Consider the following 16,181-nt stretch of genomic DNA (forward strand, 5'->3'; position numbering starts at 1 on the left):
CCGCGATTAATTAACTTTTTCAAATAAAAAAGTTCTTTCTACAGTCCTTCCATGCTGGGTACTTCCATATATTACTTCAACTAGCTTATAGTTTTTACGCTTGTACTTATCAATGATATTATTTACTGTCAACTGATAACTTTCCATGTTTTCAGGCACAAACACTTCTATGTCTTGGTTTTCAAGTACTTTCCCATTTTCAGTTACTATAACTTTACTGTAATCCTGATATCTGGATTGATAGACATTGACCATCAGATAACCACTGTTTTCCTGTCCTTTTAAATCCATTGTGATCAAGAAAAAAGAGATAAAAAATAAGATGACGAATGTTTTAAGCTGATCTGGTTTCATAGCATAAGTTTTTTAATGTTGATTTAGAGATAAGATGAGAATTGCTAATTTAATCTAAAATCATACTTTTTAATAAAATATTCTATTGAGTTCTAAGTGGTGAGTAAGAAGTGAACTTATGTTACTAAGAGGAAAACAAGCCTACTGGAAAAAGCTAAGTGCCGAGGAGTTGTTTGGGTTGGATTGAGTTTATTTATTCGAAATTTCACTCAACAGTTCTACCAATTCTTTATTGGTGATATCACTTTGCTCAGACTTGTCATAAATATCCAATAAATAAACAACTTTCCCACGAATATATAAATATGTAATCACCCTTGCGCCACCTGATTTTCCTTTGTTTTTAGACTTTATAGCAAGCCGAATTTTGTAGCAATTTTTTCCAAGTGCAGTTCCCGTTTCGGGATCAGCGGAAAGTTTGTTGTGGAGTTCTAATAGTTCTTTCTTAAGAGAAGGGAATTTTTTGATAAGACGTTTTGCCCTTTTCTGAAAATACGGTATGGTTTCAATCTGGTATTTCATCCAGAAAATCCTTGAGTGAAGTGGTTTTAATCTTCCCTTCTTTTGCCAGGTTTACTTCTTCTACGGCTTGTTTCAGGCCTTTTAAGAATTCTGCTTTTGTATTTGTTAAAGGAGTAGCTTTAACAAAAGAGAAGTTTTTGAGTACCTCAACAAAAAATGCTGCTTTACTATCCTTTATGTCTAACAGAATTTTCATACTTCCATTATTTATTTGAATACTGTAAGAAATACAATAGATGTAAACGATGCTTGCGTTTTATTAGTTCTAGTGAAAATAATAAATTCCATGTAAAGTCCATATCCCGTGTTTTGTCTTTTGAAACCGACAAATTAAGGCAGTTTTTGTCTTTTTAACTCGACATTTTACAAAAGAATTTAAGAAATAAAATTAAAGATGAACACCGAAATGTTGTAACTCGTGCTGCAATAGCTGTTTTTAGGTTTAGACATAGATTATTCATTCTCTCTAACCAGGAGAAAGAATAAAGTACCTGACGCAAAGCCATCTCTAGTAGTAGAGAGAACTTTATAGCCTTTGTCTTCAAAACCTTGAACTATCTTAATGACCTTATTATAATCTGCATAGTTATTTTCTTCACCTTTGCTGGGTTCGATTACATTATATTCTTCCCCATTAACCGATATAAATATTACTTCAGACCTTGGTCCTCTAACAAGAATAGTAACGTAATCATTATGTGCAAACAATAATTGACTTGATAAAACAATTGTTACAATTAACAATGACTTAATGAATAAACTCATACTCTTGAATTTTAAATTTACCAAATATACCAAATAATTGCCTGATTGAAAGAAATTGGATTTTAATTAAGTTTATGAAATCATAAAAATCAACCATGGCCTACTACCTCAGAAAAGCACTTTCATTTGGTCCTTTGCGATTGAATTTTTCAAAAAGCGGCATCGGGCTCTCGGCAGGAGTTACGGGCGCAAGAGTTGGCATTGGCCCCAAAGGTGCATATGTGCACGGAGGCCGCCACGGATTGTATTACCGCAAATATTTATCATCGGGAAAAAAGAGCGCCAAAGCCGATGCACAAAATCTGCAATCGGGCAGCAGGGCGTATTTTGTCGATACCGGACTGACTTATGGCAAAGGCATTCCACAAGCCGATGAAGCAGAAATACCCGCTGCCCCAGATCTTGAAAAAGGAGGCTGTCTGGCCAAAGGACTGCTTATGCTTGGGGTTCTCATGCTATTTCCAGGCCTGTTCTTTTGGCCTTATTGGATTTTTTTTCCTGCTGCATTTGCAATATTGCTCGGTGTTGTTTTAAGCTATCAGAACAAGAAACAGGTGAAAACGAGCAGGGCTTTGTTGGAAGAAATTGAAAGGGATTTTGAGGAAAGGAAACCCGTTGAGGAAATCATCTTCAAAATCAAGAAAGCCAATTTACCTGCACAGCACAAGCAATTCCTGGACTTTCACTTTTTTGTTTTGCTGCACGATACCTTTTATGAGCAGCCGGAATATATTCAGCCGGACGAATTGCAGAAACTCGAAAAACAACTGGTTTTACCAGAAAAAGACAAAGCAGCCATAAAGGTAACGGTGTTCCAAACCTTTCTGGATGAAATGATGGAAGATCACCTGATTTCAGCGGAAGAAGAGCAGCAATTGATACAATTAAAAGATACCCTGCAATTGAAAGATGCTGCCATAGATCGCGAAATCAAATTGATGGATGCCATGGTGGAAATGCGCAGGGCCATGGAAACTGAGCCCAGCCCGCTTCAAAGTGAATTGCAATTGAAAAAAGAGGAAAAACTCTACTATCGCAATGAAGGAAAGCTGTTGAAAGAAAAAATCCAAAAGCGATTTCAGCGCAACAATATCCAGTACAAAGAAATTGGCTACGATGTGGATATGGAAGGCGAGGTTTGCCTCACAAGCGAGCGCATTTTGATCATTGCCGATGGCGAACGCTCTTATTCATTGGATGATGTGAAGGATGTAACCCTGTCATTGGAAGACAATACCCTGCAACTCAGAATCACCAATCGCAAAAATCCCCTGATCTTTTCCATGCCCGATGTGCCTGTTTTTGCAGGGAAACTGAATCATTTGCTGCCCGACACAGCTTAACTAAGCTAAATTGTAATTATTTGTTGCCTAACACTTAAAATTTTGTTTGTGTAGCAAATATAAATTCCAAATTATTTTATAGATTTAAGGCTTAAACCAAAACTTATCGTCATGAAAGCTTTAAAAATAATCGGAATTCTGATTTTGCTGCTTGTAGCTGTTGTAGTAATACTTGGGCTTGTAGCACCCAAAGAATACAATGTGGAAAGAAGCATTACCGTTGATGCCCCTTCTGTGTATGTCTGGGAGTATGTTAGTAGTCTTGAGGCGATGCATGAATGGTCACCCTGGAAAGACCGCGACACCAATCAGGTAGTGGAATACACTGGTGAACCCGGTACTGTTGGATCAAAGATGACATGGGCAGGAAATGAAAATGTAGGGGAGGGTTCTCAGGAAATTATATCCATAACGGATGAAGAGCGCATAGAAACGGAGTTGATTTTTCTAATGCCTTTTGGAGAGAGCAAATCAGATGCTTATATCCTTTTGAAGAATGGCGAAAATCAGACCGAAGTTACCTGGGGTTTCAATGGCAGCTCACCTTTCCCAATGAATGCCATGCTGCTTTTTATGGATATGGACGAGGTACTGGGTAAGGATTTTGACGAAGGGTTGAACAATCTGAAAGAGGCAGTGGAATCAAGCTATGATGAAAGTGCTCAAAGTTCCCTTTCCATCAATGAAATTGAACTGGATCGAAGGGTATATGTGCTTAAAAGGGATACCGTCAAATTTGATGCAATAGGTGATTTTTTCGAGGAACATCTTGGTGCTGTGTACAATGCCTTCTTAGAAAAACATGAAGAAGATGAAGCAGGAATGCCTTCGGGTTTGTATTATTCCTGGGATGAAGAAAACATGAAAACCTATATGGGAGCCGGCATACAGGTTAATAGTAGCGAAGTTAAGCTGAAGGGCTATGAAACCATCGTGCTTGAACCCGGCAATGCGCTTCAAGTTGATTATTATGGTGCTTATGAAGGGTTGGAAGAACCGCATACGATTATCAATGATTACATTGCTGCCAATGGACGCCAGTACGCTGGCCCGGCAGTTGAAGAATATGTTACTGACCCAGCGGAAGAACCCGACACTTCCAAATGGTTGACCAGGGTTATTTATTATGTGGAGTGAATTTTGCCCATGTTAACAACAAAAAAAGCGCAACCCGAATTTGGATTGCGCTTTTTAAACCCGGATTATGTATTGGAACTTTGTCATGCCCGCCCGAACGTACCTTTTCGGTACGGGCAGGAAGCTTGAAAGCACAATAAAATCAGGCTGTTTGGAAATTTTGGCATAGCACCGCTATGGTGAAATTGAAAACAGCAACGAAGTGGCTGATTTTGAAGTGATTTCAGGCTGCAATAGATTTTCTAATGCATATTCCGGGTTAAATGCTTATGAACTGAATTAATGTGTAGATAAGTAGCTTGCTACACCTTCAGCATCGGCTTTCATGCCTTCTTTTCCTTCGTCCCAATTGGCGGGGCAAACCTCACCTTTCTCTTCAAAGAACTGAAGCGCTTTGATCATTCTCAATGCTTCATCTACGTTTCTTCCAAGCGGCATGTCATTGACAATTTGGTGACGTACAACACCTTCTTTGTCGATCAGGAACAAGCCTCTGTAAGCTACGGGCTCGCCTTCAAAAACAGTATTGCCTTCTTCATCGTATTCATAATCTCCGGCCAATACACCGTAGTTCATGGAAATGGTTTTGGAAAGGTCGGAAACCAATGGGTAAGTTACACCCTGGATTCCGCCATTGTCTTTTGGCGTATTCAACCAGGCCCAGTGTGAAAATTGTGAGTCTACTGAACAGCCCACAACTTCTACTCCCAGTTTGTGGAATTCATCCAGTTTGCTTTGAAATGCGTGCAATTCCGTAGGGCACACAAAAGTAAAATCAAGCGGATAGAAAAAGAACAAGACATACTTTTCGCCAATGTACTGGCTCAGTGAAAAATCTTCTTCAAATTCTTCTCCATTTAATACAGCATTGGTACTGAATACCGGTGCTTTTTTTCCTACTAATGACATAATTATCTCCTTTTTTATGATTAAATAAATAAGCTGTTTTTCAACAATGACAAATATACTAAAGCTGAATGTAGGGACACCTGTTTGGGCTTTATTAAATGTTAAAAATTGCTATAAATAAAATTGATTCAGACATAGTTAGGGGTTATAAGCATTACAAAACTTATCTTTTCCATACCTTTGAAAGTAAAGGATTTTTCACTTAAAAAACCAATTGAAATGGCAGATGTAATTGATTATGAGATTTTGGGAGGGGATTTGCAAAGTGTTGAAATCGAGCTTGATCAGGATGAAGGTGTAAGAGCCGAAGTGGGAGCAATGCTCTATATGGAAGAAGGCATTGAAATGGAAACCAATACCGGTGGCGGCCTGCTCAAAGGTTTTAAGCGTATGATCACCGGTGAAAGTTTTTTTATAACCAATTTTTACAACAAGGGACATGGCAAGAAAAGAGTAGCTTTTGCCGCACCCTATCCCGGAAAAATTACCCCAATAGACCTGACTGAAGAAGGGGGCTCTTTTTATTGCCAGAAAGATGCTTTTCTCTGTGCTGCCAAAGGCATAGATATAGAGGTGGCTTTTACTAAAAAAATGGGAGCCGGACTTTTTGGAGGTGAAGGTTTTATTTTACAAAAACTACAGGGCGATGGCCTGGCTTTTGTCCATGCCGGAGGTACTACTATTAAAAAAGTACTGGCACCAGGAGAAACACTCAGAATCGATACTGGCTGTTTAACTGCTTTTTCATCAAGTATAGACTATGATATAGCCTTTTTAGGTGGTTTTAAAAATGCGCTTTTTGGAGGTGAGGGTCTTTTCATTGCTACTGTTAAAGGACCCGGAACAGTTTATTTACAAAGTCTTCCATTTAGCAGACTGGCCGACCGGGTAGTACAAGCTTCAAAATTGTCATATGGGGGCAAAAAAGAAGAAAGAGGTTTTGGTATTTAAATCTGAATGCTACATATCCTTTGAAAGACAATAATTTTCAAACAAAGCATGAATCAAAGCGTTAAATTTGACGCAGGCACTTTTACTTCTTATGATTTTATTCCTTTTATTTATTTCAGCTTTTTTTACGCAAAGCCTTTTTGCCCAGAATGATACACTGCGCAATAATGAAAACAAAAAAGTAATTGTAAGAGGCTTCGTAAAAGAAGAAAAAGGGGTGGGCTTTGAAAGTGTGTATGTTTATAATACCCGAACCAAAAGTGGTCTGCTGACTGAGCCTGACGGGAGTTTTTTGATAGATGTATTGAAGCGCGATACGCTGAAAGTAGTTTCTCCCGGCTATAAGACTAAAATTATTACGGTAAAAGACTCTGCAGATAAAGCCGTTTATTTCGTTCACTTGACACTACAAAAACTAGTTGTTCAACTTGAAGGCGTGATGATAGAAACACCTCGCGATTTAGAAGATATCCAGGAAGATATCGATCAGCTGGGCAGCAGTTCTTATGATTACAATACAAAGAAAGCAGGCAAAGCGATTACAAGCCCTATTTCTGCATTATACCAACGCTTTAGCAAAGATGCCCAGCAGCAGAAAGAGTTAGCTCGACTGGAGAATGAGGCCATGAACCGAAAAGTGGTCAAGGATTTGCTGAATTATTACAATCAGGAGGGAATTATTGATCTTGCCAAAAAGGAATACGATTTTTTCATCAGTTTTTGTGATTTAAACGATCAATTTTTAAGCTATGCTTCGCAATATGATGTAGCAGTGAAAATCAAAAAGTGCTATCAAAATTTTGAACAGCGCTATCAAAAATATTAATCAGCAAGCTTGGAAACCCTACACATAAAAACTACTCGCACAGCCCGTTGTCAATTGCTATTGCCAAAAAGCAACAAGAGTGAAATAAATGAATGTTGGGTAGTTCTGCATGGCTACGCACAACTGGCATCAACATTTTTAAAATCTTTCGAAGCTTTTCAAACCGATCACAGAATCATTGCCGCTCCCGAAGGACTCAATCGCTTTTATGCCAAAGGTTTTAATGGAAATCCTGCCGCTACATGGATGACCAGTGAAGACCGCGAAAATGAAATTGAGGATTATTGCAATTATTTGCAAAAACTGTATGAGACCATAAAGCAACAATACAATCTAAATGCAGATTGCAAATTTGTTTTGCTCGGTTTTTCACAGGGAGTTGCCACACTCAGCAGATGGATAAATAGAATGGAACCAGATTTTGACATTTTGGTATTCTATGCAGGATCAATTGCGCATGATTTGGATTGGAAAAAATTTATTGTGCAGGTAAAGGGAAAATTGCACATCGTTTCGGGCGATGAAGATCCGTTTATCAGCGTGGAAAAACTGGAAGAAGTGCTGGAGGAATACCGCAACAAAGGCCTGAATTTTGAAATGCATTATTTTCACGGTGGGCATGAGATTGATACAAATGCGCTTGATTTTTTAAACGACTAAATTTTTCTCAAGTTTATAATGCGGAATACCCACTTCTTCAAAAGCCTCCCCTACTTGCTGGTATTTTAGTTTTTGGTAAAATGGCAATGCTGTGGCTCTGGCATGGCAATACATTTTTTTAAAACCTTTTTCTCTTGCATATTTTTCAGCAGCTGCAATCAATTTTTTGCCAATTCCTTTTGATTGATAAGCTTCATTAACAGCTACCTGACGCATTTTTATTTTTCCCTTAGATTCAGGAACCAGCACCAGGCAGGCAATGCAGTTTTCGCGATCAAAAAATGCCAGATGAAGCATGTTTGTTTCCTTTTCCAATTCTGCTTCTGAAAATTTTAACCCAAGTGGCTTTCGCAACAATAGGTCTCTGAGTGCCACCGTTTTCTTATAATCTAAACTGGCAAAATTTATCTTTTTGAGATTCAAGGCATTCATTTTGTAAATTTACAGTTCTGATTAAAAAACTAAACCATGAAAAATTTCAAATTTTTACTGCTTCCATTTCTATTACTTGCTTTTGCAGCTTGCGATAAAGATGATGATTCCGATAATGAGCCCGAAGAGCAAATGAGCTTCAAATTTAAATTTGATCCCAATCAGGAAAGACTGGGGAAATTTGGCGAACCGGAAAGCATTCCTCCTGAAAATGCAGCTCAATCTCCCCGCTTTAATGGCATGAGTGCACATTATGTAGAATTGGCCCCGGACAAATTCACTATGGTTGGTGAGGGTGTAGTGCTTTACAAAGCTCCTGAAACTTCGAAAGGTGGAGACAATGCCATTGATTTTGACAAAGCAGTTGTTAAGAAAAATGGCGAAACATTTCTCACTGTACCTTTAAGTGATATTCCTCCAGGAACTTATAAATACCTGAGAGTTTCACTGGGCTATCAGAATTTTGATATTGATTTTAATGCTGTTGGTAATAGTTTCACCGGGACGCTTGCCTCTTTTGTGGGATTCGAAACCTATATCACTTCTTTTGAAGTGGATGAAAAAACACATACTGTGAATGCCAATAAAAAGCAAGGCTATTGGGCATTTGAAACACACAATGTGCCTGCCCCATATGATAAAATAATTGATGATCAGGCTCCAGGCACTACTGTTGTAAATCCTATAAATAGTACATCACCAATACCTCCCGGCTCTTGTTTGGTAACCGGCACTTTTGATCCGCCCCTGGAAATTACCGGGGAAGAATCAGGGGTTGAAGTTACTGTTTCGCTTTCAACCAATAAGAGTTTTGAGTGGAAAGATGAAAATGGAAATGGTGAGTATGATGTAGACCAAGAGGAGCAGGTGGTTGATATGGGATTGCGTGGCTTGAAAGCTTTTGCAACTAAGAAATAAGCATCCTATTTTCTTTTATTCCTCGGGTGAAAGCTTAACAATGTATCTTTTAAATAGGCACTGTCGAGATGTGTGTATATTTCAGTGGTTGTAATAGATACATGTCCCAGCATTTCCTGCACTGCCCTCAAGTCTGCGCCACCTTCTACCAAATGTGTAGCAAAAGAATGGCGAAAAGTATGCGGGCTAATTTTTTTCTTAAGTCCTGCTTTTTCCGCCAGTTGCCTGATAATGGTAAAGATCATTACACGTGTAAGGGATTTTCCCCTGCGGTTTAGAAAGAGATGGTCTTCAAAATCTCTTTGAATTGCTTGATGCACGCGCACTTCCTCCATGTAAATTTTAATAAACTTAGCGGCATCTCTACCAATAGGTACCAGCCGCTCTTTATTTCCTTTGCCAGTTACTTTTATAAAACCCACATCAAAATACAAATTGGAGATGCGCAGTTCAGTGAGCTCAGACACTCGCAATCCACAACCGTAAAGCGTTTCAACAATCGCTTTGTTGCGCATTCCTTCAGCTTTGCTCAGGTCTATAGCCTCAATTATGCTTTGAATTTCCTCATAACTCAATACATCGGGAAGTTTTCTTGAAAGTTTTGGGCCTTCGAGCAGCTCGGTCGGGTCAATTGTGATAATGTCTTCCATTAGTAAATAACGGTAATAGGCCTTGATTCCTGAAATAATGCGTGCCTGCGACCTTTCATTGAGCAGCAATTCGTGAATATGACCGAGAAATTCCTGGAGCTCATTAAGTGTAATTTGATCCGCTCTTTTCCCTTCCAGCTGAATGCAGGAAAATTGAGCCAATTTATTGATGTCTCTGATATAGGCATCAACGGAATTGTGGGACAGTGAACGCTCTAATTGCAGATAGTGCTTAAAACCAATGATACTGCTCTTCCAGTCAATTGCTGCCATAGTTTTGCGAATGATGAATTTACCCGGATTGGCTGATTTTCTCTGGCAAACCTGTTATGTAACATACAAGTTTGTTTTTAGGCCAAGACGGGTTAAATTTATGAAAATAAAAATCAAGGCAAATGCACTGCCTTTTATTTATGGCAAAGAAAAAAATCATCATCATCAATGGGCCCAATTTAAATCTATTGGGAAAGAGAGAGCCGCATTTATATGGCTCGCAGGATTTCGAGTCCTATTTCAATGATTTGATAGAGTCCTACCCCGATCTTGATTTATATTATTACCAAAGCAATATTGAGGGTGAGCTGATTGATATGCTTCAAGAAGTAGGTTTTAGCTACGAAGGGATTATACTTAATGCCGGAGGATATACCCACACATCCGTTGCACTTGCAGATGCGGTTGCAGCCATTGATGCTCCAGTAATAGAAGTGCACATTACCAATCCTTATGCGCGTGAAGAAGTCCGCAGAAAATCTTTATTGAGCCAATATGCAATAGCTCTGATTGCCGGGTTTGGCTTGCAGGGCTATCGCTATGCTTTGGAATACTTTGACAGATAAACGCTGCTATTTCTGAATAATAAATTTCTCACTTGTCATTTCCTTACCCGATTGCAACTGAAGAATATACATTCCATTGCTCAGGTTTGCAGTATTGATCCTGAAGGTATTGCTTCCTGACAATGTGCCTGTTTCAAATTCTTTTACCAGCCTGCCCATCTGATCGTAAATCCTGATACTGCTTTGTTTGGCATCCAGGTTTTTTACCTCATAGCTCAGGTAGAGTTCATTTTGGGCGGGGTTGGGGTAGAATTTCAGGGTATTTCCTGATTCCATTTCTGAAATGGAAGTTTCTTCTTCAGGGATACTGACATCAGGTTCGGCCTTTAAATTGATGTAATCGGCCTGTACAACTTCTTTGGTAGAATTGTTCTGAACAAAAAACACTACTGCAAGTTCATCTTTGTCATAAACATTTTTAAGCCCCCATTTTCCTGATAAGCTAAGCATGTCTCCGTTCTGCATTGGATCCAGGCTTGTTCCAAATTGATTAGGCACCATGTACTTCATTACATAAGGAAAGTGGGTTTCACCATTCGTGCCCGGAGGGTTATTAAACCATATTTCTTCTTCTACTACTACCATATGTACTACATGCCCTACGGGTATATCACCTGTAGCATTGAGAACAGCGGAAAACTTGAGCGTATCATTATTTGCTGTATCTGTATGAAGTTCTATATTCAGGTCTTCAAATTGTGCAATTGTGGGGATTGTAACAGCAGATTCCAATGTGTCACTGGTAAAATACACTGGATGTTCTTTAAAGTAATTTCCGTTGTAAACCATATGGGGTACACCACTGATGTTTCCATAATAGCTCCTGCGGCTTTCAACATGTTGCGGGTTGTGGTCGTACATAGGATCTGGCCCTACCCAATCTGTTTCGTATGCAATGGCATAGGTGTGTGAAGGCCGCGACATTACTTCTTCCAAAAGTGGTGGAACATATATGGCACAATATCCGCAGCTCGCACCTGTCCATAGTTCAACCAATCCATTTCTGGTTTTTTGAAAAACTTCAAGGGAATTAATCAGTTCATCGTTGTTTGGATTTTCATCTTGAAGTCCGTTTACATTTGTTAGCCATACTTTCAGCTCTTTATTTCCAATACCTGTTGCTTTCCATCCCAGATCAGCTGTTAATTCCTGGCTTGCGCCCGGAGCAATATTTATTCCAAAGAAATTTTGTGTTCGTGTTGGTTCAGAATCTACCGTCCAATGCAGCTTTACACTTTTGACGGTATCTTTTCCTGAATTCTGCAGCGTTGCTTTCACAAAGTTTTCGAAGCCTTTGCTAATTTTTCCACTGGGGGAAATTTTTGTAAGCCCAAGGTCAAGGTTTGGCAAAGGAATGGAAAACTCAAATTCAAGGAGCTCATCATAATCATCTTCTTTATTACTGAAAATCAGAATATTATCAACTAAAATAGTTATTTCAGTTCCACCATCTCCATAATCATCATATAATTTCAGAAGTAGATCAGAAGGATATGGAACACAAAAATCAAAATTGTAAGAAGCATTTTCGTTGTATGCTCCGGGATCAGTTTCATCAGCGATTTGTTGTCCTGGTGGTTTTGCGTTGGGGTTTCCACCAAATTGTAATACACTGTTGTTTGATTGATCGATAAGTTCCCAGTAGGCTTCATAACCCCAATTGTCAGTGGAAAGTTGAATTGTTACATTAATTTCTCCAGAGGGACACTGAGCATAAACAGGATGGGTTATGCCAATTATAAGAAAGAGCATTGTGAACCCAATAAATAAATTTTTCATGTGTTTGTGTTTATCTTTTATGGTCACATGGAACTCACAAAACAAAAAAAATTGAGCGTATTCATGTGTGTCAATTTTTTTTTGTCATGTTCGTTTCATCTCAAATTTTAAAGTCATCAATTATTATGGTCTTAAAGTTAAACTTTTTTAAAAACCTAACATCAAAATTGCTCCTTGATTTTCTTTTGCGTATATTCGATTAGCGAATTTTTTCTTATGAAAAGGCAATTTATCTTTCTTATTCTCGTTTTGCTCGGCTTCTCGGTATGGGCGCAAACATTTGTTGTTGATGAGGATTCTGTATTTAAAAGCGGGTATGCTGATAATGAATTTATAATTGTCAAGAATAATCTGGAAACTCCCTCTGATTTTGATACTGTTCGTATAAGGTGGGAAAGAATCGTAGAAGATATCCCTTCAGAGTGGGGCGGCACACGAATTTGCGATAATAAAATTTGCCATGGTAAAACAGTAGGGGTATCCCCCATACCTGCAGTAATTTCAGGTGAGAAGAAAAATAATATAGATGTATATTTCATCCCGGATAGTACTGAAGGTGAAGGGGTTGTTCACCTTCGTGTATGGAATGAAGACAATCCTTCAAATAGTGATACATTGGTTTTTACTGCCAAAGCGGAAGGCTATAATATAGAAACTTCCACTGAAGATAAGATTTCAGACAATCCGAAAATCAAAGTTTACCCCAATCCGGCAAGGGACTTTATTTACCTGAGAGATTTGCCCTATAATAAAGATGTAAATGTTGAAGTCTATAATATTCTCGGAAGGAAAATGCTGAGTGAATCTTTTAACTCCGGTTCTTCTGCTACAGAACAGCGCATTGACATCAACGATTTGCAGAAAGGCATTTACCTTGTGCGTGTTTTTGACGATCAAATGAATATTATAGCTACACACTCTATTTCTAAAGTGAAGTAATCAGCTTTTTTTATTTTTTGGTGAATTCCGACCAATCGTTATTTCATTAAAGCCTTGATTTTATCTTCCAGAATAAACTCATCACCGGGTTTATAGCCGGAATGTACGGATACAATCTTACCTTTTTGATCGGTCAAAACGGTATAAGGGGGCATTTGAAAATTTAAGGCTCTTTGCAAATCCCTGTTGGTATCCAATAGAATGATGTATTCCCATCCACTGCCATTTACCATTGATTTTACTTTGCCCGTATTTCGTGAATCATCAATTGAAACAGCAACAAGCTCCATATCGTAATCTTCCTGCCAGTAATCGTAAATCTCCGCAATACTGTTCAGTTCTTGCTTGCACGGGCCACACCAGGTTGCCCAAAAATTGACTACAGTGACTTTTCCTTTGCCGACATAATCTCTGATATTGACACTTTCACCTGTCAGGGTTTTGAGTTCAATGCTGGGCAACTCCTTTTCAGTAAAAGCTTCTTTTACCTGGGCTTTCACTGAAATGCCAAAAATAAAAAGAAAATAAATTAGTATGAAAATCGGCTTCATAAATTTCTGTTTTTTGATTTACAGCTCAAACTGCTGATTTTATTGATATAAAATCACAACTTTGCGATTTATATTTCCGGGCATTCCTCTGCTAACTTAAGAATTTAATGAGACATTCAGTCTTTTTAACAATTATGATTCTTCTCTCCCTACCTGATCTATTTGGGCAGGGCAGTTTTTTTGGCGGCTTGCAAATGAACAATTACTTCTACATCTATGATAGGGATATTATTCAAACAGGCATACCACAATATGAAAACCTGAAGTCCTCAACAGACAGCTGGCTCAATTTAAATTACAATAACAATGATTTTAACCTGGATGCAGGACTACGGCTGGATCTGTATTTGAACTCAAACTTGCACAACAGAACTTCGGCATATTCTGCACAGGGCATTGGTACTTTTTATATCAGAAAGCGCATTCCGGCAGCAAACATGGAGATTACAGGGGGCTATTTTTACGATCAGTTTGGAAGTGGCATTGTTTTTCGCGCATACGAAGATCGAGCACTTGGAATAGACAATGCAATACTTGGTGTGCATGTGAAATATAATCCAGTAGAATACTTGAGAATCAAAGCATTTGCCGGAGTGCAAAAAAACAGATTGGATTTGCACAGGCCTGTAATAAAAGGTGTAAATTTTGAATCGGACTTTTTTATTAAAAAGAAAGTCCAACTTATTCCCGGTGCCTCACTTGTGAACCGAACTATCGATCAGGAAACTATGAATGTGATAGTCTCTGAGATTGAATTGTATCCTGAGGAAGAACGCTTCGTGCCCAAGTACAATGCTTTTGCCTATAATATTTACAATACACTGAATGTCGGAAATTTTGCATGGTATGTGGAATATGCTGGAAAAACTTCTGAAGCTATTCGCGATTTGGATGATCAGTTGAAAAACAGAATGGGACATGTGTTTATGTCATCATTGAATTATTCCCTGAAAGGTTTTGGTGCTTCGCTGCAATTTAGAAGAACAGAAGACTTTCAGTTTAGAACCAGCCCGAATGAACGATTACTTGAAGGAATGGTAAGTTTTATGCCACCCATCAGTCGTCAGAATTCAGTTCGTTTGGCAGCGCGCTATAATGCTGCTCCACAGGAAATTAGTGAAATGGGTACCAGCCTGGATATTACTTTCAAACCTTTCAAAAAACTGATTGTGACATTAAACTATTCTGAAATTGGGGGGCTCAACAAACAATTTATAGCAGATGCCAATCCTTATTTTAGGGAAGTTTATGCCGATTTTAATTTTAGAATCTCAAGGAAAATAAAGCTTGACCTGGGCTATCAAATCCTGCGCTACGATCAGAAATTTTATGAAGGAGAGGCTTATACACCGGATTCGCGTGCAGTAATGGCACATACTTATTTCTCAGAACTGGTTTACAGGATCAACCGCAAACATTCGCTGCGTATAGAATTGCAACAAACCTTTACTGATGAGGATTACGGCAAATGGATTTACGGCTTGATTGAATACAATCTGGCACCCTGGTTTTCACTTTCTGTTTCAGATATGTACAATTATGCACCCAATGAAGGACGTGTAGATAAAGCCATTCACTATTATTCTGCCTTTGCAGGTTTTACTTACAAGGCTAATGTTTTTAATTTAGCTTATGTGCGACAGGTAGAAGGAATTGTTTGCACAGGAGGCGTATGCAGATACGAGCCAGCTTTTAACGGTGTGCAGTTTAGCATTAATACCACTTTCTAAAACGAGGAAATGTACTTTAAAAAATCAGGGATTTTCTTTTTGCTTATCGGAGTTTTCTTTTCCTGCGAAGAAATCGGGCCTGAAATTCGTTTGACAGATCCCGAAGTTTCTGTTGAATTGGTAGATACAAGCTATTTGCTCACTACAATACCCGCTGCGCAAGAAAAAAGAGTGCTTATAGAAGACTTTACGGGTGTAAAATGTATTAATTGTCCCAAAGGGCATGATATGGTTGATGATTTGCGAGCAGCTTATCCGGGAAAAGCAATTCCAGTGGCCATGCACAGTAATTTTTTGGCAAATCCCTATGCCGGAGATCAGGATTTACGAAGCCCAGAGGCACAATCATTAGATCAAAGACTGGGTCCCACAATTGCAAAACCTACCGGTGCTGTAAATAGAGTAGAAGTTAATGGAGAGCAGCTTTTTTTCATCAATGAATGGGCGCAAATATGTAGTGATGAAATTGCAAAAAACAACATAATAAATGTGCATCTGGAAAATACGGCAACAGAAACTGAGCAGGTATTGGTAAAAGTGCGGCTTGAATTTTTAGAGGAAATTCAAGAAGCCCTCTCTATTTCTGTATTTTTGCTGGAAAACGATATCGAAGTTACACAGCTTACACCCGATGGAGAAGATGAAGCGTATATTCACAACCATGTGCTCAGAAGAACTTTAACGCCATTTGCAGGGTCAAGTCTTGAACTTACTGTATTTGAGGCCGGAAGGGTTATAGAGAAAGAATTTGAACTGATCACTTTTGAAGAAAGCTGGAATCCTCAAAATTTTGAAGTCGTTGCATTTGTTCATCAGTCTGACGGTAATCTAACAGTTTATCAGTCGGCTGTCTTAAAGCTATAATTAAAAAAGTAA

The 16,181-nt window shown here is 38.6% G+C and carries 19 protein-coding genes; 10 read left to right on the forward strand and 9 right to left on the reverse strand.

Features of this window, described 5'->3' with window-relative positions; genetic code table 11:
- Positions 1–6 precede the first annotated feature (6 nt).
- From WD048_13535 to WD048_13550, 4 genes are all read right to left on the reverse strand, one after another.
- Positions 7–354 carry a hypothetical protein gene (locus WD048_13535; GenBank protein ID MEX0813235.1) on the reverse strand — a complete coding sequence of 116 codons (348 nt, stop codon included), beginning with the start codon at positions 352–354 and terminating at the stop codon, positions 7–9.
- A gap of 189 nt (positions 355–543) precedes the next feature.
- The gene (locus WD048_13540; GenBank protein MEX0813236.1) at positions 544–876 is read right to left on the reverse strand and encodes a type II toxin-antitoxin system RelE/ParE family toxin; all 333 of its coding nucleotides are present in this window, start codon (positions 874–876) and stop codon (positions 544–546) included.
- The gene (locus tag WD048_13545; protein ID MEX0813237.1) at positions 860–1,072 is read right to left on the reverse strand and encodes a hypothetical protein; all 213 of its coding nucleotides are present in this window, start codon (positions 1,070–1,072) and stop codon (positions 860–862) included. The genes WD048_13540 and WD048_13545 overlap by 17 nt, the downstream gene beginning before the upstream one ends.
- Before the next feature lie 257 nt (positions 1,073–1,329).
- Positions 1,330–1,641 (reverse strand): hypothetical protein, encoded by a 312-nt coding sequence (locus tag WD048_13550; GenBank protein ID MEX0813238.1) that lies wholly within the window; start codon positions 1,639–1,641, stop codon positions 1,330–1,332.
- Between the two features lie 95 nt (positions 1,642–1,736).
- Here WD048_13550 and WD048_13555 point away from each other — a divergent pair, with 95 nt between their 5' ends.
- Together WD048_13555 and WD048_13560 are read left to right on the forward strand one after the other, a co-directional pair.
- Positions 1,737–2,984 (forward strand): DUF4236 domain-containing protein, encoded by a 1,248-nt coding sequence (locus WD048_13555; GenBank protein ID MEX0813239.1) that lies wholly within the window; start codon positions 1,737–1,739, stop codon positions 2,982–2,984.
- Between the two features lie 111 nt (positions 2,985–3,095).
- A complete protein-coding gene (locus WD048_13560) occupies positions 3,096–4,121 on the forward strand; it encodes an SRPBCC family protein (GenBank protein ID MEX0813240.1) in 1,026 nt (341 codons plus the stop codon).
- 279 nt (positions 4,122–4,400) lie between these two features.
- On the opposite strand, the gene WD048_13565 is transcribed toward WD048_13560, so the two are convergent.
- Entirely contained in the window at positions 4,401–5,030 is a 630-nt protein-coding gene (locus WD048_13565; protein MEX0813241.1) for a peroxiredoxin, read from the reverse strand.
- Positions 5,031–5,249: 219 nt separating this feature from the next.
- Here WD048_13565 and WD048_13570 point away from each other — a divergent pair, with 219 nt between their 5' ends.
- From WD048_13570 to WD048_13580, 3 genes are all read left to right on the forward strand, one after another.
- The gene (locus tag WD048_13570; GenBank protein ID MEX0813242.1) at positions 5,250–5,981 is read left to right on the forward strand and encodes a TIGR00266 family protein; all 732 of its coding nucleotides are present in this window, start codon (positions 5,250–5,252) and stop codon (positions 5,979–5,981) included.
- A 91-nt stretch (positions 5,982–6,072) separates the two neighbouring features.
- The gene (locus WD048_13575) at positions 6,073–6,807 is read left to right on the forward strand and encodes a hypothetical protein (GenBank protein ID MEX0813243.1); all 735 of its coding nucleotides are present in this window, start codon (positions 6,073–6,075) and stop codon (positions 6,805–6,807) included.
- 9 nt (positions 6,808–6,816) lie between these two features.
- Entirely contained in the window at positions 6,817–7,467 is a 651-nt protein-coding gene (locus WD048_13580) for a hypothetical protein (GenBank protein ID MEX0813244.1), read from the forward strand.
- On the opposite strand, the gene WD048_13585 is transcribed toward WD048_13580, so the two are convergent.
- Positions 7,456–7,899 (reverse strand): GNAT family N-acetyltransferase, encoded by a 444-nt coding sequence (locus tag WD048_13585; GenBank protein MEX0813245.1) that lies wholly within the window; start codon positions 7,897–7,899, stop codon positions 7,456–7,458. The two genes, WD048_13580 and WD048_13585, sit on opposite strands and share 12 nt — an antisense overlap.
- 36 nt (positions 7,900–7,935) lie before the next feature.
- On the opposite strand from WD048_13585, the gene WD048_13590 reads away from it, so the two are divergent.
- The gene (locus tag WD048_13590; GenBank protein MEX0813246.1) at positions 7,936–8,817 is read left to right on the forward strand and encodes a hypothetical protein; all 882 of its coding nucleotides are present in this window, start codon (positions 7,936–7,938) and stop codon (positions 8,815–8,817) included.
- A gap of 5 nt (positions 8,818–8,822) precedes the next feature.
- Here the strand turns inward: WD048_13590 and xerD are convergent, their stop codons facing one another.
- Positions 8,823–9,740: a site-specific tyrosine recombinase XerD gene (gene xerD / locus WD048_13595; GenBank protein MEX0813247.1), complete on the reverse strand. Its 918-nt coding sequence runs from the start codon at positions 9,738–9,740 to the stop codon at positions 8,823–8,825.
- A 122-nt stretch (positions 9,741–9,862) separates the two neighbouring features.
- Here xerD and WD048_13600 point away from each other — a divergent pair, with 122 nt between their 5' ends.
- On the forward strand, positions 9,863–10,306 hold the full coding sequence (locus WD048_13600; protein ID MEX0813248.1) for a type II 3-dehydroquinate dehydratase: 444 nt from the start codon (positions 9,863–9,865) through the stop codon (positions 10,304–10,306).
- Positions 10,307–10,312: 6 nt separating this feature from the next.
- Here WD048_13600 and WD048_13605 read toward each other — a convergent pair whose 3' ends face one another.
- Positions 10,313–12,085: a T9SS type A sorting domain-containing protein gene (locus WD048_13605; GenBank protein ID MEX0813249.1), complete on the reverse strand. Its 1,773-nt coding sequence runs from the start codon at positions 12,083–12,085 to the stop codon at positions 10,313–10,315.
- Positions 12,086–12,301: 216 nt separating this feature from the next.
- On the opposite strand from WD048_13605, the gene WD048_13610 reads away from it, so the two are divergent.
- Entirely contained in the window at positions 12,302–13,024 is a 723-nt protein-coding gene (locus WD048_13610) for a T9SS type A sorting domain-containing protein (protein MEX0813250.1), read from the forward strand.
- Between the two features lie 38 nt (positions 13,025–13,062).
- Here the strand turns inward: WD048_13610 and WD048_13615 are convergent, their stop codons facing one another.
- The gene (locus WD048_13615) at positions 13,063–13,575 is read right to left on the reverse strand and encodes a TlpA disulfide reductase family protein (GenBank protein MEX0813251.1); all 513 of its coding nucleotides are present in this window, start codon (positions 13,573–13,575) and stop codon (positions 13,063–13,065) included.
- A 134-nt stretch (positions 13,576–13,709) separates the two neighbouring features.
- Here WD048_13615 and WD048_13620 point away from each other — a divergent pair, with 134 nt between their 5' ends.
- Together WD048_13620 and WD048_13625 are read left to right on the forward strand one after the other, a co-directional pair.
- Positions 13,710–15,305 carry a DUF6029 family protein gene (locus WD048_13620; protein ID MEX0813252.1) on the forward strand — a complete coding sequence of 532 codons (1,596 nt, stop codon included), beginning with the start codon at positions 13,710–13,712 and terminating at the stop codon, positions 15,303–15,305.
- A 9-nt stretch (positions 15,306–15,314) separates the two neighbouring features.
- Positions 15,315–16,169 (forward strand): Omp28-related outer membrane protein, encoded by an 855-nt coding sequence (locus WD048_13625; protein MEX0813253.1) that lies wholly within the window; start codon positions 15,315–15,317, stop codon positions 16,167–16,169.
- Positions 16,170–16,181: the final 12 nt, after the last annotated feature.

The sequence above is a fragment of the Chitinophagales bacterium genome (genome assembly GCA_040877935.1).
In the GTDB taxonomy this organism is placed as follows: Bacteria; Bacteroidota; Bacteroidia; order Chitinophagales; family CAIOSU01; genus JBBDNB01.